Consider the following 20,781-nt stretch of genomic DNA (forward strand, 5'->3'; position numbering starts at 1 on the left):
GTATACAAACCCGCAATGGCTAATTACTTTCACTTTTAGGCTTATTTTTAAGTATCCCGTTGATAATCACAGTACTCAAAATAACCAGTGCGCCTACATAAAATGCAGTCCCCATTTTTTCTTTTTCGCTAAAAACGATAAGTGCAAGAATAATCCCATAAACCGGCTCCATGTTGATGGTAAGCATTACAGTATAGGGTGATATTACCTTCATTACGTGTACCGAAGCAATGAACGCATAGGCCGTACAAAACGACCCTAATATCCCCAGCCACATCCAGTCCTCAGCGGTAAGCGTAAAAAACTCCACTGTGAATTTACCCGCAAAAAGCAGATAAAGCGAAAAGAAAAATATGCCTCCTGCAAGCTCGTAAAACGATATGGCTACCGGGTTATATTCTTTTGCAAATTTACCATTGATGATAGAGAAAGATGCAGATAAAAAGGCTGATGTCAATGCCAGCGCTATGCCCCAGTAATGGCCCGGGCCTGCAGCTCCGCCTGCCAGTATTTCCAAGCATTGCGAAGGGTTGTCAATAATTTTTGGGATATGCTCTCCATAAATGATAATACACAAACCCATCACCACAACAAGCCCCATTACAATTTCCTGCCCGATGAGCCTCCTTCCATATACTACCGATTCGAGCAATGTAGCAAACAGCGCCCCTGTTGAGAGGCAGGCTAATGTTATGGATATATTGGAGACTTTTATGGCCTCAAAAAATGTAAACCAGTGCAGCGCGATGATCAAACCGGCAAGTATGAACCACAGCAGTGCTTTAGCCGAAACTTTCATGGTGGTTTTCGTGGCGATCGCAAAAAGAAATATCAGGGCAACTGCAATGCACATCCTGAACCATACCAGCGGAAAGGCATCAAGCGTGATGAGCGCCCCCAACACCGCCGTAAACCCCCACACAAATACGATAAAGTGAAGGTGGATGTAGCTTTTTATATTATCGGCGGGCATTGCGCAGCAGGAATATAGCTAATATGCCAAATGTAACATTCGGGATCCATACCGCAACAAGCGGCGACATGCTCGATTTTTCGGCCAGGGTGCCGAAAACCTTATCAAAGAATATAAAAGTAAACGCCAGCCCAATACCCATCGCAAGGTTAACCCCCATACCCCCACGCCTCTTCATAGATGATACTGCCACGGCAATAATCGTCAGGATAAATGCTGAAATTGGAATACTGTATTTCTTATACTTTACCACGAGATAAGCATTAATATTACCAGACCCCCGTTGCTTTTCACTGTCAATGAACTTATTAAGCTCAGAGAGCGTCATGGTCTCGGCGGCATAGATCGTTGGCGTAAGGTCATCCGGCTTAAAGTTGAACCTGAACTTCTTCTCTGCAGCCGACTCGATTTTGTCCTCCATCTTGCCAATGGTACGCTTGGTGTAATTGGCCAGTGTATAGGTGCTGTCCGCATCGTTCCATTTGATGGTCGAAGCATTCATTTTCGACACCATCTGGTTGCCTTTGAAGGTCTCAAGGCTAAAGTTTACGCCCATCTTCGACATATAGTTGAAGCTGCTCACATAAATATATTCATTGTCGCTTATCTGCTTGTAAACATCGGTATTCTTGCGTACTTCAGCGCCTTTCTTAAGGTAAGTAAAACGGAAGTCGTTGAAGCCCTTACTGGCTTTAGGTACAAAGAAAAAGCCCATCAGCAATGCCAGTATCGAAATGATGGTAGCCCCTACTATATAAGGCCTGAGGAAGCGCATGTAAGAAATGCCCGAACTCAAAATCGCTATGATCTCGGTATTATTGGCCAGCTTGGATGTGAACCATATCACCGAAAGAAACAGGAATATGGGGAACAGCATGTTGGCAAAATAGATGGTAAAATCGCCATAATAGCCCATTACCTGCAGGAACGGCACCCTGTTCTCCAGTATGCGGTTAATCTTTTCCGACACGTCGATAACGATCCCTATGGGAATGAACATCAGCAGCATCACAAAGAATGTTGCCAGGTAACGCTTCAGGATATACCAGTCTATTATTTTCACGCTTATGTTATTGTTTTACAGCCTGTTGCTCATTTGTTTTACCATCTTGTCCTTCCACTCACGGAAATCTCCCGCTAAGATATGCTTTCTTGCCTCACGAACCAACCACATATAGAAACCGAGGTTATGTATCGTCGCTATCTGCTTGCCCAGAAACTCATTAGCCGCGAAAAGATGGCGCAGGTAAGCCTTGGTATATTCGGTATCAACAAAGGTTATGCCCATTTCGTCGAGGGGCGAAAAGTCGTCCTCCCACTTCTTGTTCTTGATGTTGATGGTACCATGTGCCGTGAACAGCATCCCGTTGCGGGCGTTGCGCGTGGGCATTACACAGTCGAACATATCTACACCTAAAGCAATGTTTTCCAGTATGTTAATCGGAGTACCCACTCCCATAAGGTAGCGCGGCTTGTCCTCCGGGAGGATGCTGCACACTACATCGGTCATCGCATACATCTCCTCGGCCGGCTCTCCTACCGAAAGCCCGCCTATGGCGTTGCCCACAGCCCCTGCATTGGCTATGTATTCCGCTGATTCCCTGCGCAAATCGGTATAGGTGCTCCCCTGCACTATGGGGAAGAACGACTGGCTGTAGCCGTACTTGAACGGCAGCTTCTCCAAATGGCTGATGCAGCGGTCCAACCACCTGTGCGTCATGTGCATAGAGCGCTTGGCATAGCGGTAATCGCACGGGTACGGGGTACACTCGTCGAAGGCCATGATGATGTCGGCCCCTATGGTACGCTGTATTTCCATCACGCTTTCGGGGGAAAAGAAGTGGTATGACCCGTCGATATGGGACTTGAACTTCACGCCCTCCTCCTTGATCTTGCGGTTGGCCGAAAGCGAATACACCTGGTAACCACCACTGTCTGTCAGGATGTTACGGTCCCAGTTCATGAATTTGTGGAGGCCGCCCGCCTTCTCCAGTATGTCGGTTTGGGGGCGCAGGTACAGGTGGTAGGTGTTCCCCAGGATGATGTCGGGGTTGATGTCGTCCTTAAGCTCGCGCTGGTGCACGCCTTTTACCGAGGCTACCGTGCCAACGGGCATGAATATTGGGGTTTCGATGGTTCCGTGGTCGGTGGTGAGGGTCCCGGCCCTTGCTTTCGACTGGGGGTCCTTTGCTAACAGGTCAAATTTCATATTCCTTTTTTACGAGGGGCAAAGATAGGGAAAGACAGGGAGATTTTCAGGCCATTGAGGGAGACTTTTAGGTAGTAGCAGGCAGATATTTGAGCCGGGTTATGATGATTTTAGGGGGTGTGCCTGATGATTTTTGAGAAACCCATTTTTTGGCCCGGAATACGGAGCGAAAAATTGCCGTTTTTCGCTCTCGTAAATAATGTGATTTTGGGTGGTTTGTTTGAAAACAATTTTGAAACAAAAAGGGATGGGGTGTGTTATTGTAAGGTGACTAAATAGGAGTTTATATTACAGCGATGAACATGACGCTTGCGTGGGGGCTGGGTGATGCTCCCAACCCTTGCTTTCGACTGGGGGTCCTTTGCTAGTAAGCAAATTTCATTTTGCTTTTTTAGAGGGTGTAAAGATAGGGAAAGGATTTTAGGTTACGATGAATGACAGATTTTGATAAGTAGACATGAAAAAATACATAAATACTATCATGATTAGAATAATAAAATATTTAAGGTTGCTAATACACCGCTAATTTTTTCTTTTCCTACTATTTTTTATTTGAGATAGGTCAATTGTACCAACTATTTTTGGTGCTTTAATAATTATTCTGTCTCGTTTTTCTGACAATTCTTCACGTATCTCTTCTACTGGTAAAACTTGTTGAGTTTCTTCATTGTCAATGACATTATTGTCAATCTTATGATTTGAACTTTCCAATATTTGATTTTCTTCGGCATCTCTTCTAACATCAATTGCAAACAGACCATCATGCCTAAATCCAATAAAAAAATTAACTTCTGAGGTTTCTTCTTTACCTTGTATAAAATTACCTACATGCGGCACAAAAAATGCTTCTAAACCAGATTGTAAAATAATTTTTCCTTGCTGTCTGCTATTTATAAGTGATATAGTCCCCTTGACTCTTTCTAAATCTCCATCATTACTTGCTCGAAGTTTATGATTTATGAGACAGTCTATACCATCTTGACGTCCATAAAACTCAAATGAAAATTTGTCGTATTTAGATAGTTCTCTGCATTTAGCGATATATTTTACCGCCTCTTTTTGATGTTCACTACTAAAAGTATCGCCAGCTTTGATAGCCATACACGCGTTTAGAACATATAGATAGTAAGCTGATTCTAGATGCAGTATTTTCGCATCTTCACTATGGTCATACCAGATTTTCAGACGCGAAATAATCTCTTCAATTGAAATACTAATATTTGAATATCTAACTAATTTTAGCCATAGTCTCAATGTATATAAATTACCTGGTTCTTGCAAAATGTTGTCATCAAGATTTTTTTGAAAATCTTTGATTTCATCTATTGTTAATAATGACCACGCAGTATTTATTTTTGATCGATCTCCTTTTACTTTACCCATCAATATAGAATTAATATACATCAATCTTAATCGCGGCCTGAAACTCCTGTCAGCTTTTTCAATCAAAGTTTTGTACATTTGAATTGATGTTCGGTAATCGCCCAATAGCTCGAATGAACGACCTTCACTAGACTCCAAATAGTTTTTGGACTTAAGAATTTTATTGGTTTTGCCTAATGTTTCTTGCTGTTCAATAACAATTTGAGCCTCATCTATGAGTTCAACTAATCTTTCATATTGCTCTAGATACCATATGTATTTAGAATTCGTTATAAATGAATCTTTTTTATCTATACCCGATAATTCACGACCAAAATCTATCGTTAAAATAATTGTTTGAATTTGTGCAATATATGCGTGAATATTATATGGATTTATTGAACGGCTTTTATTAAAATAGACGTTAGCTTCTTCTGTTAAGTCTTTAATTTTTTTCTCATCAACAATTTCTGAACTTCCATCTTTACTGTAATTTCTTCTAAGAAGTTCTATATGCCTACGTTTACACATACCACCAATATGTTGTAGATTATAATCGGATTTGGCGTAATCCAATGAGCTAACAATATATTTTTCTGCTTCGGCAAATTCTTCTTCTTCTTCCGCAGTCTCATAAATAAATCTACCTAAATGGCCTAAAAAATGACTTTCTGTAGGATATGCATCAACAAGAGCTAATAGAACAGATTTCATTTGTTTTTTATTAGCAATGTCTCTTAATAAGTAAGAAAATTGCTCAGTAGACACATTAGTATTCCACTGCTCTTCCACTCCTAATAGATCTTCATTATTTCGTTCGAGAAAAATACTTTTTAATATATCTCTAGTTTCTTCGACTAAATATTCATTATTTTCTTTAATACTTTTTATGAAATCTAAGCAATACAAACATAAATTATCTTTCCAATTTTCAGAATTATCTGCTCCTAAAACTATTTCTAATACTACGGTGGCAAACTTACTAAACCTCGGTCTCCAATATTCTGTATACACTAAATTATCTTGATCATATTCTTGTATTAATATTTTTCGTATATATTGTTCTGCAACAGATGTTTGACGCAACTCTTCGGTTAAGCTTTTATTAAATAGTGACCTAAAAATTAATTCTGAAACATTTTTTTGTGAATAATAGTATACTAACGAAACGTAAGCCGTAAACCGAACTTGGTGTTCTTTCATCTTTTGAATATATGACTGAAGATAATTTATTAGCCTTTCTGAGTTATATTCTTCTTCATTAACAGCTAAAGCAAAATCTATAACTTCCGATGACAATGGAGCTTGTTTCGATAGTATCTCAAGAGTGGTTTTATGCTTAGCATATTGACCAACTTTTGACAAAAATCTATTACGCTCATTAATATCTGACATATAATCATTTAGGTAAAAAGACAAATCTGTTGCACGATCAATTTTCAAAATTCTTCTTACGTAAACAAAAAGTACATTTAATTTGTTTGCATTACAAATTCTTTGCAAATCTTCCAAATCATTTAATCCTATATCTGAAGCTTCTACTATGGCCAAAATTGGCCTATTTACTTTATCAATAAATAAGGATAGGGATCTAAAAGTATTTACTTTATCATATTTTCCAATAATTACTACCGGAAATTGACTTCTACAATCAAATGCTAACCTATTTCCTAAAGTTGTTCCACCTGCCCCAGGTTTATGTAATAAGTCAAACTTTACAGATCTTTTTAATGAGGATAATTGTGATTGAATTTTCGCAAGGAGTTCATCATATTTAGATCTTCTAGCCTCTATATCGATAGATAACTCATACCAAGTTACTTTTTCTCCTTCAAAAAAAGGTGGAACTAAATCACTGAAATCCTTTATGTTATTTAATTCGATATTTTGATAAACTACTTGTAAATCATTATCCAATAATTTACTGTAAATGTTTGATATGTCTATGAATGTTTGTTCTTCAAGTCGTGTACGAGCCGGAACTAAAATTTTTTCATTTTCACTGTTATTCTTCTCTATAACATTTGACAATTCACTTATAAAATTTTGATGCGATAAATTGAAAACATTATATTTAATATCAAATTTATCAAATTCATGAATTTTACTAATAATGTCTTGATCAATTGATAAAAATATATGTTGCACCAAGTCTTTTGACACATTTTCAATTTCTGATATAGCGCGAACAATTTCTTCTAAATAATTTAAATCATCCCACAGATAAATTATAATGTAACGACTAAGAGATTTAGAGAAATATTCAGTAAATAAGTCTTTTAGAAAAATATGATATTTTGCACTACGCCAACTTTTAATATCTTTAGTAACAGAATCGGAAATGCTTTGTAAACCATTTGCAAATAGCCAATTCACGTTTCCATGAGTTCCTGAACCTACAATATTTTTAAGCCCTTTTTGTTTAATAGTTAATGGTAATATGCGATCTTTATATATTACTTCAAAAGCTTGATATAGCCCTTCTTTTTTTGTGTTACTATCAAAATCAATGATAAATGACCAATTGATTCTAGACAATAATTCTATATGATTTGATTTAACCGAAAATTTTGGAGGCGCTACTAAGATATATTTAGAATGATGCGAAAAGTTATCAACATGTAGGAGCAATTGATCCCAGTCATTTGACGTGATGGTTTGGATCTGCGCCTCGTTAATTTCGCCATTAAAAGCTTGTTGTAGATCATTAGGGACAGTTTCAGAAATATAATCATATAAGAATTTTGTTAATTCAAATAATTGTTGTTTACATAAATCAGCACTTTGTTTAAAATCTATAGGTTTATTAGGGTTATGAGCAGAAGGATTACATTTTTTTTGAATATCAATTAATCTAGAAAAATTACTTGCGTTAGTAATTTTTGAATCTTTAACAACATCTAAAAGATCTTGATATTCAATATTTTTTGCAGGAATGATTGAGATCTGATTTTTATGATCCCAATTGCCTAAAATTATTTCCTCACCTTCATTATCACCAAAATGCTTAATAATAATACATTTCATTAAAGCTTCACCTGCTTTTCTTAAATCACCACAGCAATGCTCATACTGTTTTTTAAAATAGAAATTTAGAGCAACGAGTAAATGATTCTTATATTCACTACTTTTTCTTGCTAATAATGGAGATAGTGCCATTTTTTAATTATTTTATGCTAATATATAAATTTTGTTAATTTTATTTCAATATCAGATTTTATATTCTTCTAAAATGATTAAGGTTATTGCAGTTAAAGGCGATGGCGGGACAGGCTTTTAGCAATAAGTGCTTAGCCAGCTGCTCCTAAAAACTGTAATTTTTACCCCCCCCCCGCCTTTCAGGTACCCCTCAAAAGCAAAAAGCCTCACCCCTACTCTTAACCCATAAAAAAAGCCCATGGATGTCCACGGGCTTAGTAATTATAGGGTCAGCGTCTATTTCAGCGCATCAAAACCTTTTTGCAGCTTGTTGAATTCCTTCCTGTCGGCCGGCGATGCTACAAGCGCTTCCACTTTAGGGAGCTGTAGCGCGGCATCGTCCTTGCGTTTGTGGTAGATGAGGAAGTCGGCATAGTTCCAGTTGTTCAGGAAGTACGACTTTATGGCGATGCTTTCCTTGTAGTTGGCCTCGGCATTGGCAAGGTCCTTATCCATCAGGTAGCACGAACCCAGCTGGTCGTGCAGGAACGCCCTGTCGGTATCGTCCCACTCCTGTGCCAGGGCATCTTTATAAACATCAATGGCGTCCTTGTACTTGCGGCCCATGATGAGCTTTCCTGCCTTGTTGATATAGGGTGTCGTCCTGCTGCTGGTTTCAGGAGATGACGACGTGTCTGACGTTGCCGAACCGGCCACAGCCAGTTCACCGCCGAACACCGAATTTGCAAGGTATTTCGCCAGCTTCTCGTCGCTGTCGGTCTCGTCAAAAAAGTCCTGCAGCGGCTTGTAGTTGCCTTCGTTCAGCACCACGGTAGCGTTAACTGAGTTTTTCAGCTTGTCATACAGCGGGTCGATGAGCTTGTTGCCGGAAACGTTCATTTCGGCGAGTACCTTGCGCAACAGGTCGAGCACTGCCAGAAGGTGCGCCTTGTGCTCGGCGTTTACATGGTCGTTCAGCGGAATGACGAAAGCCTGGCCCAAAGCCCTCAGGGCAGCGTTGTTTTCGCCTGCGGCAAATTTCTGCTGTGCGTCGGCCAGTTTTTCCGGCGCTTTTTTCAGGTTGTTCTTAGCCGCGAAGAGCGAATAGATAATGAAGAGGACTACTATGCCTCCCCCAATGTATACATAGGTCATTTTTTATGGTTTTATGCCTTAACAGGCAGGTTATAATTTTTACTTTATGTGATGCTTAATACTTCACATCCGTTATGTTGGCGCCTTTAAAAGTGGCATCGGTGGTGTTGGCACCGGTAAAGTCGGCACCTGTAAGGTTGGCGATTTCAAAGTCGGCATCATCCAGTTGCGCCCCCCTGAAGTTCGCTCCTGTCAGGTTCGAACCTGTAAAGTCCACGCCTCTCAGGTCGGCCTCTTCAAAATTGGCACCCTCAAGGAATGCATTGGTAAACAGCGACCCGCTAAGGTCGGCATAACTGAAATCAACTCCCCTGGCAATGCACGCTGTGAATTCCGATGACGGAAGGTCGCATTCGCTGTACGGGATGTGCGGCGGAATGGTCTTGCGGCCCACTTTGTACTGCTTGCCTTCCTTAACATTAGTCACATAGATATTAAGCGGCATCCCGCCTACGTGCATCTGCTCAAAATGGCCGTTTTCGCCACCGGCAGCAAGGAAGGTGTGGTGTTCGGCTGTCATTTCCTCGTCCTCTTCAGCGGTCAGTTCCCTGCCGGAAGCCATGCTGAAGATCAGGTCCATATTGATCTCATCTTCCCTTGGCGCCACATCCGATAGCGGGAAGAGTTTGGCGAACTTGTTATCTGCTCCCTTGACTACATACGTCAAAGGAATCTTATTGCCCTCACCCGAAGCTTCAAATTTCGCCATCATTTCGATGCGTACCTCTTTTATAGCCTCCTCCCCTTCTTCGTTTCTCAATTTGTACGAAGTAAGCCATTCGTTGGTAAACGGCTTCACGTTTACCAGCAATATCTCCTCAAGGTTCAGCTGCAATTTCGCAGGGACGTTCTTCGACGGCATATTGAGGAACGCGCCAAAATCATCCGGTGCATACTGCCCGTGGTTGAAGAAGGTGCTGATGTCATTGCTGGCGCTCATACGGCCTTTTATGCACCACAGCTCTACATTATCCTGCCTGAACTCGATAGTGATATGCTCGTTTTTCTCAATATGTGCCTTGATGTCGCCGTGCTCAATGGCTATCTGGGTAACGCTGTTGAGCAGTGCCACGCAAAAATGGTCGTAAATATCTTCGTAGGAAATGTGGCCGTCGAACTCAATGTACATTTCGGCGCCAATGCCGTTGTACTCCAGGTTGGCGTCGGAGCGTTCGGACGTATATACGTCGCTCAAACCGTCTGTTATGACGATAGTGGAATCTTTGGTATAAATAACACGCAACACTTCCGAGGTGTGGTAGTGGCTGCCTTCGGGCCAGCTGTTGCTACGGAAACCGCCTACGCTAAGGTATATCGGCACCGGAAGTACCGTACCCAGGGTTTTATAAAATTCTGTCCTGATGCGGATGGCTTCTTTTTGGGCATCCATGCGTTTTTTGTATTCCGGGGTCAGCTCGATGGTTTCGTTGGCAGGTTCGAGTTCCGGAATGCCGTACTGCGGAAAGCCGGGTTTGGACTGTATTACGAAATCATCGCCCTCCAGCTTGTAGTAGAGCTTTTCTACATTGCCGCCAAGGGCATTGTACAGGCACTTTATAAGATTAGTATCTGCCGGGGAAGAGCCCGAACGGGTACGGGTAGAAAGCACGGTGGTCTCGTCGGTATAAACACCCAACTCGTCGGCTTGCTGCTCAAACCTGATGATGGCCTCGGCCTTTACGAATTCAGGATTATCGGTGGTGTAGCGCACGGCATCTGCCTTGATTTCGTTTTTTAAATCGGCCAAAAGGTGCGGTACATCCATCACGAGCCTTTCCATAGGCTGTCCTTTTATATAAGTAAAGCGTATCTTGGTATTTTCAGGAAGCCCGTAGTACAGGTCGCTGATGTCGAGTTTGCCACGCATGTTGCGAATCACCACATCAAGTTCTTTAAGGCCCTGGGTAATTACGTCATCTGGATTTTGTTCAGCATGCCACGGGGTATAGTTCTTTCCTTCATGCCTGAGGAATACGCTGCCGCCACTGCTGCCGTATTTTGATTTGTAAAATTCCTGATGGTAGGTACGCCCTTCTTTTAAGTGCGGCTCAAGGTGCGCAGTGATGCGCTGCATAAGTTCCAAATGTTCTGCAGATGGGTTCATTCTATAGTATTATCGGTTATTGGGCCGAATTTAGTCAATTTGGCTTTAAGAATATATTATGAAGTCGAATATTACATTAGCAAATGAACATTCGTTGGGTTTTGGGAGATAAGCGTTGATTTCCGGCTGTTTTTTTTACCACAGAGTTCTTAAGAATTATACGAAGCCCACAAAGCGGTGCAATTAAAAAGCAGAAATTGAAAAGATATTCGTGCTCCATTACGGTGGAAAAATAAAAACAATATCTCACTGAAAATCAGGCATAAAAATGTAAGATAAATTTTAAGCTAAATCGTTTTCGTATTTTGGCACGGCATTTGGATTATGGTAATCAGGAACACAAATTACAAGTTCCGGCGGAAGCCGAAAAGCACAGAGTAGGCACCACATTAAATTTTAAATGTCATGAAAAAAATTACCCTTTTAGTTGCCGGATTACTGATGAGCGGTAGCCTGGCCCTGGCGTCAGAATCAACACTTTTTTCTGGCAGGCCAACACATTATGCAATCGACTACCGCGAGGCTGAGCCGGTGGTGTTCATGGAGCGGGGCGTTGAGTTCCTCGTATTCCCTAACGGTGAGTTCGACTTCAACACGGAGCCTTCAACAAGGCCTTCTGATACCTATTATCGTTACGGCCGCGGGCGCTACAACACCAATGCCACCTATGGCGCGCCAAACCGTGGCGGCGGCGTACGGATAGAACATGACTACGCAGGCCGGGTACGCCGGGTGGGCAACGTGTTCATCAACTACGATGCAAGGGGCCGCGTAAAACGCATAGGCACAGTATACATGAGCTATAACAGCTTTGCGCTGGCACAAATAGGCAACCTGCGCCTGATATATAACAGGTCAGGACAGATAGTAGATGCTACAGGCTATGTTAATGCCTACAACCGCGGCGCCTACGAGCCTTACTACAGCGGCACCCAGGGCAGCGGAAACTATGGCGGCGGAAGCACCGGGGGTTCGCATTACGATGACGACAGCGACGTGTACTACCGCAAGCCTGCCGAAACCACAAGAGGATAATCTGCAAATCAATAGCCGAAGGGCCGCTTTCAGGAGCGGCTTTTCTTATTTTTGCACTGCGCATACTTTTTGCCGTTTGTGTGCGTTTTTTCCTAAACCAACAGAACATGCTCACCTTCAAAAGAAATTACTTCCTGCTGACCATCCTCCTTTTCATTACCGAAGTGCTTATCGCCCTGTATGTCCACGACAAGATCATCAGGCCCTATGGGGGCGATGTGCTGGTAGTCATCCTCATTTACTGCTTTGTCCGTACGTTCTTCAATTGGCGGGTTGTGCCCGTAGCCGTTGGCACACTCCTATTTGCCTTTTTAGTAGAGACAATGCAGTACTTTAAAATCATCGAAATTCTCGGCCTGCAGGACTCGTCATTTTTCAGGATAGTCATCGGGACATCCTTCGCCTGGATGGACATGCTTACCTATGTTATTGGGATTGCCATAGTTCTTTTGGCAGAAAAAATTTTGGTAAAAAAACCATAATTGATTTATTCCTTTGGCAACTGTTCTATTCGAGATAATAAAAGATACACAAAAACAGCATTGTTACAAGGGTTTACACATCATATTGTCAGAAAAAAGACATTTTTATTAGATATAAAATTGTAATAAAAAAAATTACACTACATTTGCACTTTGGCACGCAAGTTGCTAAATATAAATTATCATGAATCTCTTTTCATGAGGTTTATAATAATTGGTTGGTTGGTTTGTTAAGTCCCGTCATCTCACGCAGATGGCGGGATTTTTTTTGTTATTATAGTTCTATTTTATTAAGTTTGATAAAGCAATAATGATTATGAATCAATTAGAAACTATTAAAAGCAGGCTTATCGACAGAATAACGGCAAGTAAAAATGAGAAGCTTTTGTCGGCAATAGAAAATATCTTCATTGTCACTGAAGAACCTGTCACTTACACACCCGAACAGTTTGAGATGCTCATGCTTGCTGAAGACGACATCAAGTATGGCAATGTGACCTCGCAGGAAGACCTTGACAAAATGGACGAGGAATGGCTGAAATAAAAATTATTTGGGGCAAACATCGCCATCAGGCAGCGTAATAAAACATTCGAATATTGGAATGAGCGAAACGGAAGCACATCCTATTCCAAAAAACTAAATGGCCGAATAAAAGAAAATCTTCAAACTGCCGCACTGAATCCGGAAATCGGAAAAATTTCTGATGGCAACGATTACAGGATGATCTCTTTAGGACATTATAGCCTAGTATACAAATTGGTGGCCAATTCCATATACGTTTTGGCGTTTTGGGACAATCGCCAAAACCCGAAAAAGCTCCTGGGATTGCTGAAAAAATAGTTTCGCTGCTATCTTTCCTTCACCGGCACCCATACCTCCTCTTCCGATTCCGGACTGCCATTTTTGTACTTCTCCCCCAACACTTCAAAGTGCGGCCGATTGTCCAAAACATAGCCCGATGACGGGAGCCAGTCATTAAAGATAAAACTGTAGAAAGGGACTGCCTCCTCAGGAGTGCCTGTATAACTAAAAACAGCATATTGCCCTCCCGCCAGTTCCAGCGTTTCCATCCCTTCCGGGTGTGCATCAAAATCCGTTACCTCAACAGCAGCCCATTTTTCAAATTCAGTTTCAGGACTGAAATGAGCATGAAAGCCTTCAGGATATATTTGCAATGAGAACATATCAGTACCCACAGCATTGGCAATTTCCTTTCTGCGCGGCATGAAGCCATTCCACAGTTTGAATGTCCAGTTATTGGCATACGACATGTTGAGGCGGCTGCCGATGAGCTTTTTGGGAGGTATGGATTTTATTTGGGGGGTCATTGATTATAACTTTCACTCATGCCGGTTAGTCCTCACCCCAACCCTCTCCAAAGGAGAGGGAGCCGGGATGTCCACTCTTACCGGATAATTTTACTATATAGCCTACACACAGACTGTGACTGAAAACTAAAACTACACCTTAACCCTGTTGAGCTTACTGTTCCTCCGGCTAAAGCCGAAGTAAATGGATAAGCCTATAAGCAGCCATGCCGTGAAATAGATCCAGTTCCAAACGCTGAGCTCGGCCATCATGTACAGGCAGCAGATGAGCCCCAGCAACGGAATGAGTGACAGGTTTTTGCGGAAGGCCCAAATTGCGAGCAGAACCAGTGCAATCAGGAATATGTACATTGGTATTTTGTGCTTGAAAAGGTCGAAGCCGCTTTCATATTTCACGTTTTCGGCTACGGGCAATTCGTCAACGAGCCTTTTATAAGCTTCGTCATCATGTTCGTAAGTGCCCAATATCTGCTCAAGGTCCTGTGTACCGTTGGCAACATCGCGCGCAAGCAGCGAATTGTACACTTCATCGGCCTGCTCTTTTGTCAGTGATGTCACAATGGTTGCGGGTGTATTGATCTGCTTGTCATTATTAAGGAATGCCCAGGTAGCCTCCTTATTGTATGTGAATGAAAATACCAGCCCGGCAATGAGCAATACCGGCATGATGAATTTAGCGTTCACATAGGGTGTGCGGAACTTGCCCCGTGGCACATCCTTACGGTTTTGAAGCACCAATACCCCGGCGCATACCAGCACAAAGGCAAACAGCGTACCTATGCTGCACAGGTCGGTTACCATGGTAAGGTTAAGGAACAATGCAGGCACGGCCACTACAAATCCAGTAACGATGGTGGCATAGGATGGTGTTTTAAAACGTGGGTGCACTTTCGAAAACTTTTTAGGCAGCAGCCCGTCGCGGCTCATGCTCATCCATATCCTTGGCTGGCCCATCTGGAATACCAATAGTACGCTGGCCATGGCTACTACAGCGCTCACGGCAATGATGCCGCTCATCCACCTGAGGTCGAGCTTTTCGAACACGAATGCCAGCGGGTCGCCCACATTCAGCTCGTTGTAGCGCACCATCCCGGTAAGGACAAGCGCAATGATTACATACAGCACAGTACAGATGATGATGGCCCACATCATCCCGCGTGGCAGGTCGCGCTGCGGGTTCTTGCACTCTTCGGCAGTGGTGGAAATGGCATCAAAACCGATGTAGGCAAAGAAAACAGCAGATACTCCCTTGAGCACGCCTGAAGCACCATTCGGCGCAAACGGGTCCCAATTGGCAGTATCTACATAAAATACGCCCACGGCAATAACAAGCAGTATGATGCACAGCTTAACCACCACCATGAGGTTGGAGGCATTGCGCGACTCCTTCATGCCCCTGTACACCAGTGCGGTTATGATAATGATGATAAGCAATGCCGGAAGGTCGGCTACAAAATGGAAAGAACCCAGCGTTGGCGCGGTTGTCCAGGCGGTATAAGCATCCTGAAGCCCGGCATCGAGGTTTTCGAAAGCTTTGCCCCCCTGCATCAACGCAGTGGCATCGGCAAAGCCATTGGAGGCAGTAAGGTAATCCATCTGTATCCACTGCGGGAGGTGCAGCCCCCCGCTTTCGAGCAGCCCCGTGAAGTAATCGCTCCAGGATATGGCGACCGTGATGTTGCCAATGGCATATTCCATGATGAGCGCCCACCCTATTATCCAGGCGATAATTTCGCCAAAAGCAACATAGGAATATGTATAGGCACTGCCCGATACCGGCACCATGGAGGCAAACTCGGCATAGGCAAAAGCCGCAAAACCACAGGCAAGGGCAGTAAACAGGAACAGGAATATTACGGCCGGCCCGCCATCGGCGCTGGCCTTGCCTATCGTACTGAAAATACCGGCCCCGATGATGGCGGCAATACCGAAGGCAGCAAGGTCGCGCACCGTTAAATGCCTGCCTAACGAATGGCCGTGCTCATCGTTATCGACCTGATTGAGTATGTCTTCAACTTTTTTCTTACGAAATAATGCGTTTAATCCCATTTGCCAATTGTCAGTTTTATTGAAAAAAAACAAATATAAGGGTAAATTGAAAAAAATGCCCCCCAATAATTTTGATATAGATATTTTTTTTGCTAACTACAATTTACATAAGCGTTCTCTATCCTTCCATAAGTAATAACAATGGACATAAACCTTCGAAAACGCTTGTAAACGCTAAATTTGCAATAGAAAATTAATAATCATTAAATAATACACTATGTCATTAGTAGGTAAAAAATTTCCAAACATTACTGTAGATGCAATTTCTGAAATGGGTGACAACCTGAGGATCAATGTCCTTGAGGAAGCGGTGAACAACAACAAAAAAGTGCTTTTGTTCTGGTACCCTAAAGATTTCACATTCGTTTGCCCTACCGAGCTTCACGCTTTCCAGGCTGCCCTTGGCGAATTTGAAAAAAGGAATACTGTAGTTATAGGCGCTTCATGCGATACTAACGAAGTACACTTTGCATGGCTTAATACTCCGAAAGACAATGGCGGTATCGAAGGTGTAACATACCCGATCATTGCCGATACCAACAGGAACCTTGCCAATATACTTGGAATCCTTGACATTGAGTCTACTGAATACAATGAGGAAACCGACACTCTGTTGGTTACAGGTTCTAACGTTACTTACAGGGCTACTTACCTGGTTGACGAAACAGGAAAAATTTTCCATGAGAGCGTAAACGACATGCCACTTGGCCGTAACGTTGCCGAGTACCTGAGGCTGATTGACGCTTACACGCACGTACAGACTAAAGGCGAGGTTTGCCCGGCGAACTGGGAAGAAGGAAAAGAGGCAATGACTGCCGACCGTAACGGTGTGGCTTCATACCTTGCTTCAAACTAATTAATAACTAAAAATTCACCGTACCATGATACAGGAACTTGAAAAAGATAATTTAGCAGAAATCGTTGCCGGTGAACCATTGGTAGTAGTTCAGTATTCAGCCGGATGGTGTGGCAACTGCAGGATCATGAAGCCTAAGTTCAAAAAGATGGCTACTGAGAATACCAATGTAAAGTTCATCCTTGCCGATGCTGAAAACTTCCCGGAGTCAAGGAAACTTGCCAAAGTGGATAACCTGCCGACATTTGCAGCCTTTAGGGGCGGGCAGCTGGTAAACCAGGTACAGACGAATAAAATAGAAATCTTAACCGACCTTATCAATGAAGTTACCAGTAATTAAGCACCTTACGCAGTTCATTGAAGATAACGACCAGGACTATATCATCGAAACGCTTGAAGTACTTGAAGCGCTGACAGAAGTGCCTTCGCTCAAGGATGAAGAGCTGGATGTGGTTGGGGAGCTTATCTCAAACATGTATGGCGCACTCGAGGTAAACAAAATGATAAAAGAAGGGATGACCAAAAAGGAAGCGCTCAACGCATTTATGATGCGCGTACTTGGTGCCATAGATAAAGAATAGCTTTTTCATAATCAGGTTTAAATTGAAAAACGCTCCCATTGAGGGGGCGTTTTTTTTGTTTTATAGCCATTTAAGGCCAAAAAATACCCAAAAATGGGGATTGATTGCAATTAATCCAGTGTATATTTTTACAGCCAAAAATCCCTAATTATGAAAAAAAGACTACTATTGATCATGGCATTTGTTGCTGTAATGATTTCGTGCTCAAAAGATGATGGCGATGGCAACAATGGAGAAAACCCTATCGGTGGTGAAATATTCACGGCGCAGGTGGTAAAAATCCAGATTCCTGAAGGAACGGAGCTTACCCAGACAATGTATGACGGTGAGATTGGCGGCATCCCTGTAAAGCTTGTAAAAGCTCCGGGGAATATGCTGGCATTTTATCTTCCGACGAATATGCCCACAGGCAATGCCGCATTAGTTATCCCGGCATTGTCTAATATGACGATTGATTATAACATTCAGCAATCCGTACTAAATGCATCTGCAAATGAGATAATTAGCGGATATATCAACAGCCTCGATCTATATGCCCAAAATTTTGGTGATTCTCCGCAGGCACAGTCGTTAAGGCACAACATTGAAAACCTTGAGACAATCTACAACGCTCTAAGCGATGAAGAAAAAAATGAGATGGCACTCACTTACCAGGTTAATAAAATGGCCTTTGACGGCGTATTGGCAATAAGCATGGAACGTACCAGCGACCATGAGGCGTCGCGGGCAGTTTTGAAGGTTGGCCTGGCTGCAGCAGCAATTGTTGAGGGCGTGGCATTGGTTGCAGCAACAGTAGCAAGTGCAACAACCGTTGCAGCCCTTGCACCCGCAGCCCTCGGAGCAGTTACTGTTTACGCAGGGCTTGTGCTGATCAATAACACTGTTAGCGATATTTTCGAGGTAAATGTAATCAAAGAGAACCTAAATCTTGGCGGCTTGTGGGGTGTTACTGACAGGACCGAGATGCCAAGGTTCATTCACAATGTTTCGCAGAATATCACCCTGCAGGCAAACCAAAGGGAATTAGCCCAAAGCGATTCATCCCGAACTGACGAGTATACTTCAGAATTCTTTGAAAATTTTAGCCATTTTAATAACTATGTAGGGATAACTAACAATAGCATCGGTATTATAAACAATGAACTGGAATCAGCCGATCTCCATGCTTTTTCTGCTGCTACATTATCTGCCGACACGACTTTTAGCATGGCAAATATAGATGAAGAAGCTTTTGGAGACATCACATTTTCATTATCGCACCCAAATCTTGTACTTGAGGAAGCATCGCTCCTTGCGGACGGCCAGTTGAAAGTAAAGATAAAAGTAATTGGTATACCTCCTTCGCGCGAAATAGAAACAAACCTTAATTATACATTTGACAATGGGTTCAGTTCATTTACAGGTAGATTTCCCATAATCGTTGAAATACCTTTAGAGGGGTCATGGAATGCAATTAACATTGGTGGCGTTGCCATAGGGGAATGGATAAATGTTTACTCCCCCTCATGCCCTAATGTTGTAATCCTACAGGATAAATGGCTGAACAGGACATTGCAATTTACCGAAAACACCTTTAATTTTTCAGGAAATGTGGTGACTAAAAATTTAAATGTAGTTGTTCAGAGTGATTGTACAATATCAATGGATTCTGAAGATACCGAACAACAGGATTTTGATGAAGAGGGAGGGACATATACTGTCGAAGGAAATATACTGACGCTTTTCAGCCCGGAGGATGGCGACCAGGTATCCGTACCGGTACAATTTATCACCGCAGATAAAATCCAAATTGCGGATGAAATCTATGAAAGACAATAAGCATTGCAAACCAACCAGTCGCAAACGCTCCCCACACCGGGAGCGTTTTTGTTTTGTATCATCGGTCAATTGCATTACTTTAGTAGCTTCATAATTACACACAAATGAAAAACATATTCTGTTCCATCATAGCGTTGATTGCTTTTACGGCGAGCTGCCTGGCCCAAAAGGACCTGATTAACCTGGCATACGGCAAGCACCCACAGCAAACGGTCGACCTGTTCCTGCCAAAGCATTATTCCGGAAGTACACCCGTTGTCATCATGATACACGGCGGTGCCTGGATGATGGGCGGCAAGGAGTATACCGACAAGCGCGCGAAAGACCTGCGCGACCGTGGGTTTGTTGTAGCTAATATTGACTACCGCTATGTGAGCGAAACAGTACACTGCAACGATTTACTGGAAGATGTGGACAATGCTGTAGCGTATGTGCAAAAGGAAGGCAGGAAGCACGGCTATAATACGGATCAGGTAAACATGGCCGGGATAAGCGCGGGGGCACATTTGTCGCTACTGTATGGCTATACTACGAAAAGAAAAGTGAATTCCATTACTGCCATATGCCCGCCAACAAAACTGGACGATGGGGATATTATCCAACACCTTAAAAATGTAAAACTGGATCACGTCGTTGAGCTTTTGGCGGATGCGAAATTCAAACCGGACGGCAGGCAGGACGAAAAATTTACACTGGTTAGTCCGTACTACCGGATCATGAGGATACCAACACTGCTCATTCATGGTGACAATGACCATTTGGTTCCGTATGAACAGTCTTCTTCACTATACATGTCCCTTCAGGAAAGAAATGTCGAATCGAGATTACTCACCATGAAAGGCAAAGACCACGATGCCGGCCTGAACGACGCCGACACCGAAAAGGAAGCCTATGACAACATTGTAGACTGGATAAATTTATATAACTAATGCATCTGTACATTAAAAATATGGTATGCCCGCGGTGCATAACGGCCGTGCGCAGCGAACTGGAAAAAGCCGGAATCACAGTACTATCGGTAGAGCTGGGCGAAGCGGAGATCAAAAACGAGCTTACACCGGAAGAGTTGCGCCATACCGAACAATCGCTGCAGGCATTGGGTTTTGAACTTATCGGCGACCGCAAAAGCCGCATTATTGAGCAGATAAAGACAGAAATAGTATACCTCATACACCATTCAGGTGAAATACTCAGCACCAACCTTTCCGTCTGGCTGGCCGATAAGCTGCACTACGAGTACACGTACCTGAGCAACCTGTTCTCTGAAGTGGAGGGCACTACCATAGAGAAATACTACATTGCCCAGCGCATTGAGAAAGTAAAGGAGCTCCTGGTATATGACGAGCTCTCATTAGCCGAAATTGCAGATGTGCTGGGTTACAGCAGCGCCGCATACCTGTCGGGCCAATTCAAAAAAGTTACCGGCCTCACTCCTACTTTCTATAAATCCATAAAGGAAAGCAAGCGCAGGAAGATTGATGAGCTGTAGTAGACACTTTATCTATTTTAACCACATAGATACATAGAATCCATAGTTTATAAACTGTTTAGGTAACATATTCTCACATAGATGAAGCTAAGCTTCAAACTCTGTGATACCAAACTATAACTTTTTCCCCCTTTTTAAACCTATGTGCCTATGTGGTTGAATATTTTATCAGGTTTAAAGTGTCAGTAAATTTCATAGCTA

Annotated in this window: 18 protein-coding genes; 10 read left to right on the top strand and 8 right to left on the bottom strand. The window is 42.7% G+C overall.

All coding sequences use genetic code 11. The annotated features are described in order from the left end of the window. Nucleotides 1–19: 19 nt before the first annotated feature. The 6 genes from OGH69_RS12935 to OGH69_RS12960 all read right to left on the bottom strand — a co-directional run bounded on the left by OGH69_RS12935 (nt 20) and on the right by OGH69_RS12960 (nt 10,941). Complete coding sequence (locus OGH69_RS12935; RefSeq protein WP_265174902.1) at nt 20–973, bottom strand: DMT family transporter; 954 nt, start codon at nt 971–973, stop codon at nt 20–22. After that, nucleotides 960–2,036, bottom strand: coding sequence for an LptF/LptG family permease (locus tag OGH69_RS12940; protein WP_265174903.1), 1,077 nt, complete (start codon nt 2,034–2,036; stop codon nt 960–962). The genes OGH69_RS12935 and OGH69_RS12940 overlap by 14 nt, the downstream gene beginning before the upstream one ends. 15 nt (nt 2,037–2,051) lie before the next feature. Further along, a complete protein-coding gene (tgt, locus tag OGH69_RS12945; RefSeq protein ID WP_265174904.1) occupies nt 2,052–3,182 on the bottom strand; it encodes a tRNA guanosine(34) transglycosylase Tgt in 1,131 nt (376 codons plus the stop codon). Nucleotides 3,183–3,704: 522 nt separating this feature from the next. Then, nucleotides 3,705–7,703 (bottom strand): hypothetical protein, encoded by a 3,999-nt coding sequence (locus OGH69_RS12950; protein WP_265174905.1) that lies wholly within the window; start codon nt 7,701–7,703, stop codon nt 3,705–3,707. A gap of 276 nt (nt 7,704–7,979) precedes the next feature. After that, nucleotides 7,980–8,837, bottom strand: a complete 858-nt coding sequence (locus OGH69_RS12955; protein WP_265174906.1) for a hypothetical protein — start codon at nt 8,835–8,837, stop codon at nt 7,980–7,982. A 55-nt stretch (nt 8,838–8,892) separates the two neighbouring features. After that, on the bottom strand, nt 8,893–10,941 hold the full coding sequence (locus OGH69_RS12960; RefSeq protein WP_265174907.1) for a pentapeptide repeat-containing protein: 2,049 nt from the start codon (nt 10,939–10,941) through the stop codon (nt 8,893–8,895). A gap of 405 nt (nt 10,942–11,346) precedes the next feature. Between OGH69_RS12960 and OGH69_RS12965 the strand changes: the two genes are divergently transcribed. From OGH69_RS12965 to OGH69_RS12980, 4 genes are all read left to right on the top strand, one after another. Further along, nucleotides 11,347–11,976 carry a hypothetical protein gene (locus OGH69_RS12965; protein ID WP_265174908.1) on the top strand — a complete coding sequence of 210 codons (630 nt, stop codon included), beginning with the start codon at nt 11,347–11,349 and terminating at the stop codon, nt 11,974–11,976. A gap of 107 nt (nt 11,977–12,083) precedes the next feature. Next, a complete protein-coding gene (locus OGH69_RS12970; protein WP_265174909.1) occupies nt 12,084–12,458 on the top strand; it encodes a ribosomal maturation YjgA family protein in 375 nt (124 codons plus the stop codon). Between the two features lie 316 nt (nt 12,459–12,774). Beyond that, nucleotides 12,775–13,002 carry a hypothetical protein gene (locus tag OGH69_RS12975; RefSeq protein WP_265174910.1) on the top strand — a complete coding sequence of 76 codons (228 nt, stop codon included), beginning with the start codon at nt 12,775–12,777 and terminating at the stop codon, nt 13,000–13,002. A gap of 24 nt (nt 13,003–13,026) precedes the next feature. Further along, a complete protein-coding gene (locus OGH69_RS12980) occupies nt 13,027–13,299 on the top strand; it encodes a type II toxin-antitoxin system RelE/ParE family toxin (protein ID WP_265174969.1) in 273 nt (90 codons plus the stop codon). A gap of 8 nt (nt 13,300–13,307) precedes the next feature. Here OGH69_RS12980 and OGH69_RS12985 read toward each other — a convergent pair whose 3' ends face one another. Continuing rightward, nucleotides 13,308–13,787 (bottom strand): GyrI-like domain-containing protein, encoded by a 480-nt coding sequence (locus tag OGH69_RS12985; RefSeq protein ID WP_265174911.1) that lies wholly within the window; start codon nt 13,785–13,787, stop codon nt 13,308–13,310. A gap of 132 nt (nt 13,788–13,919) precedes the next feature. Then, a complete protein-coding gene (locus OGH69_RS12990; RefSeq protein WP_265174912.1) occupies nt 13,920–15,836 on the bottom strand; it encodes an amino acid permease in 1,917 nt (638 codons plus the stop codon). A gap of 217 nt (nt 15,837–16,053) precedes the next feature. Between OGH69_RS12990 and OGH69_RS12995 the strand changes: the two genes are divergently transcribed. The 6 genes from OGH69_RS12995 to OGH69_RS13020 all read left to right on the top strand — a co-directional run bounded on the left by OGH69_RS12995 (nt 16,054) and on the right by OGH69_RS13020 (nt 20,580). Next, on the top strand, nt 16,054–16,692 hold the full coding sequence (locus OGH69_RS12995; protein ID WP_265174913.1) for a peroxiredoxin: 639 nt from the start codon (nt 16,054–16,056) through the stop codon (nt 16,690–16,692). Between the two features lie 25 nt (nt 16,693–16,717). Beyond that, nucleotides 16,718–17,032 carry a thioredoxin family protein gene (locus OGH69_RS13000; RefSeq protein WP_265174914.1) on the top strand — a complete coding sequence of 105 codons (315 nt, stop codon included), beginning with the start codon at nt 16,718–16,720 and terminating at the stop codon, nt 17,030–17,032. Further along, a complete protein-coding gene (locus tag OGH69_RS13005; protein ID WP_265174915.1) occupies nt 17,013–17,273 on the top strand; it encodes a DUF6952 family protein in 261 nt (86 codons plus the stop codon). Before OGH69_RS13000 ends, OGH69_RS13005 begins: the two co-directional genes overlap by 20 nt. Nucleotides 17,274–17,423: 150 nt before the next feature. Then, nucleotides 17,424–19,091: a hypothetical protein gene (locus OGH69_RS13010; protein ID WP_265174916.1), complete on the top strand. Its 1,668-nt coding sequence runs from the start codon at nt 17,424–17,426 to the stop codon at nt 19,089–19,091. Between the two features lie 104 nt (nt 19,092–19,195). Next, a complete protein-coding gene (locus OGH69_RS13015; protein ID WP_265174917.1) occupies nt 19,196–20,020 on the top strand; it encodes an alpha/beta hydrolase in 825 nt (274 codons plus the stop codon). Beyond that, nucleotides 20,020–20,580, top strand: a complete 561-nt coding sequence (locus OGH69_RS13020) for a helix-turn-helix domain-containing protein (protein WP_265174918.1) — start codon at nt 20,020–20,022, stop codon at nt 20,578–20,580. The genes OGH69_RS13015 and OGH69_RS13020 overlap by 1 nt, the downstream gene beginning before the upstream one ends. Nucleotides 20,581–20,781: the final 201 nt, after the last annotated feature.

Origin of the sequence: Flavobacterium sp. MFBS3-15 (genome assembly GCF_026107645.2) — a bacterium.
In the GTDB taxonomy this organism is placed as follows: domain Bacteria; phylum Bacteroidota; class Bacteroidia; order Flavobacteriales; family Flavobacteriaceae; genus Flavobacterium.

Coding starts and splice junctions, on each gene's coding strand:
- OGH69_RS12935 (WP_265174902.1), bottom strand. CDS start 973: ATGCCCGCCGATAATATAAAAAGCTACATCCACCTTCACTTTATCGTA.
- tgt (WP_265174904.1), bottom strand. CDS start 3,182: ATGAAATTTGACCTGTTAGCAAAGGACCCCCAGTCGAAAGCAAGGGCC.
- OGH69_RS12950 (WP_265174905.1), bottom strand. CDS start 7,703: ATGGCACTATCTCCATTATTAGCAAGAAAAAGTAGTGAATATAAGAAT.
- OGH69_RS12955 (WP_265174906.1), bottom strand. CDS start 8,837: ATGACCTATGTATACATTGGGGGAGGCATAGTAGTCCTCTTCATTATC.
- OGH69_RS12960 (WP_265174907.1), bottom strand. CDS start 10,941: ATGAACCCATCTGCAGAACATTTGGAACTTATGCAGCGCATCACTGCG.
- OGH69_RS12965 (WP_265174908.1), top strand. CDS start 11,347: ATGAAAAAAATTACCCTTTTAGTTGCCGGATTACTGATGAGCGGTAGC.
- OGH69_RS12970 (WP_265174909.1), top strand. CDS start 12,084: ATGCTCACCTTCAAAAGAAATTACTTCCTGCTGACCATCCTCCTTTTC.
- OGH69_RS12975 (WP_265174910.1), top strand. CDS start 12,775: ATGAATCAATTAGAAACTATTAAAAGCAGGCTTATCGACAGAATAACG.
- OGH69_RS12985 (WP_265174911.1), bottom strand. CDS start 13,787: ATGACCCCCCAAATAAAATCCATACCTCCCAAAAAGCTCATCGGCAGC.
- OGH69_RS12990 (WP_265174912.1), bottom strand. CDS start 15,836: ATGGGATTAAACGCATTATTTCGTAAGAAAAAAGTTGAAGACATACTC.
- OGH69_RS12995 (WP_265174913.1), top strand. CDS start 16,054: ATGTCATTAGTAGGTAAAAAATTTCCAAACATTACTGTAGATGCAATT.
- OGH69_RS13000 (WP_265174914.1), top strand. CDS start 16,718: ATGATACAGGAACTTGAAAAAGATAATTTAGCAGAAATCGTTGCCGGT.
- OGH69_RS13005 (WP_265174915.1), top strand. CDS start 17,013: ATGAAGTTACCAGTAATTAAGCACCTTACGCAGTTCATTGAAGATAAC.
- OGH69_RS13010 (WP_265174916.1), top strand. CDS start 17,424: ATGAAAAAAAGACTACTATTGATCATGGCATTTGTTGCTGTAATGATT.
- OGH69_RS13015 (WP_265174917.1), top strand. CDS start 19,196: ATGAAAAACATATTCTGTTCCATCATAGCGTTGATTGCTTTTACGGCG.
- OGH69_RS13020 (WP_265174918.1), top strand. CDS start 20,020: ATGCATCTGTACATTAAAAATATGGTATGCCCGCGGTGCATAACGGCC.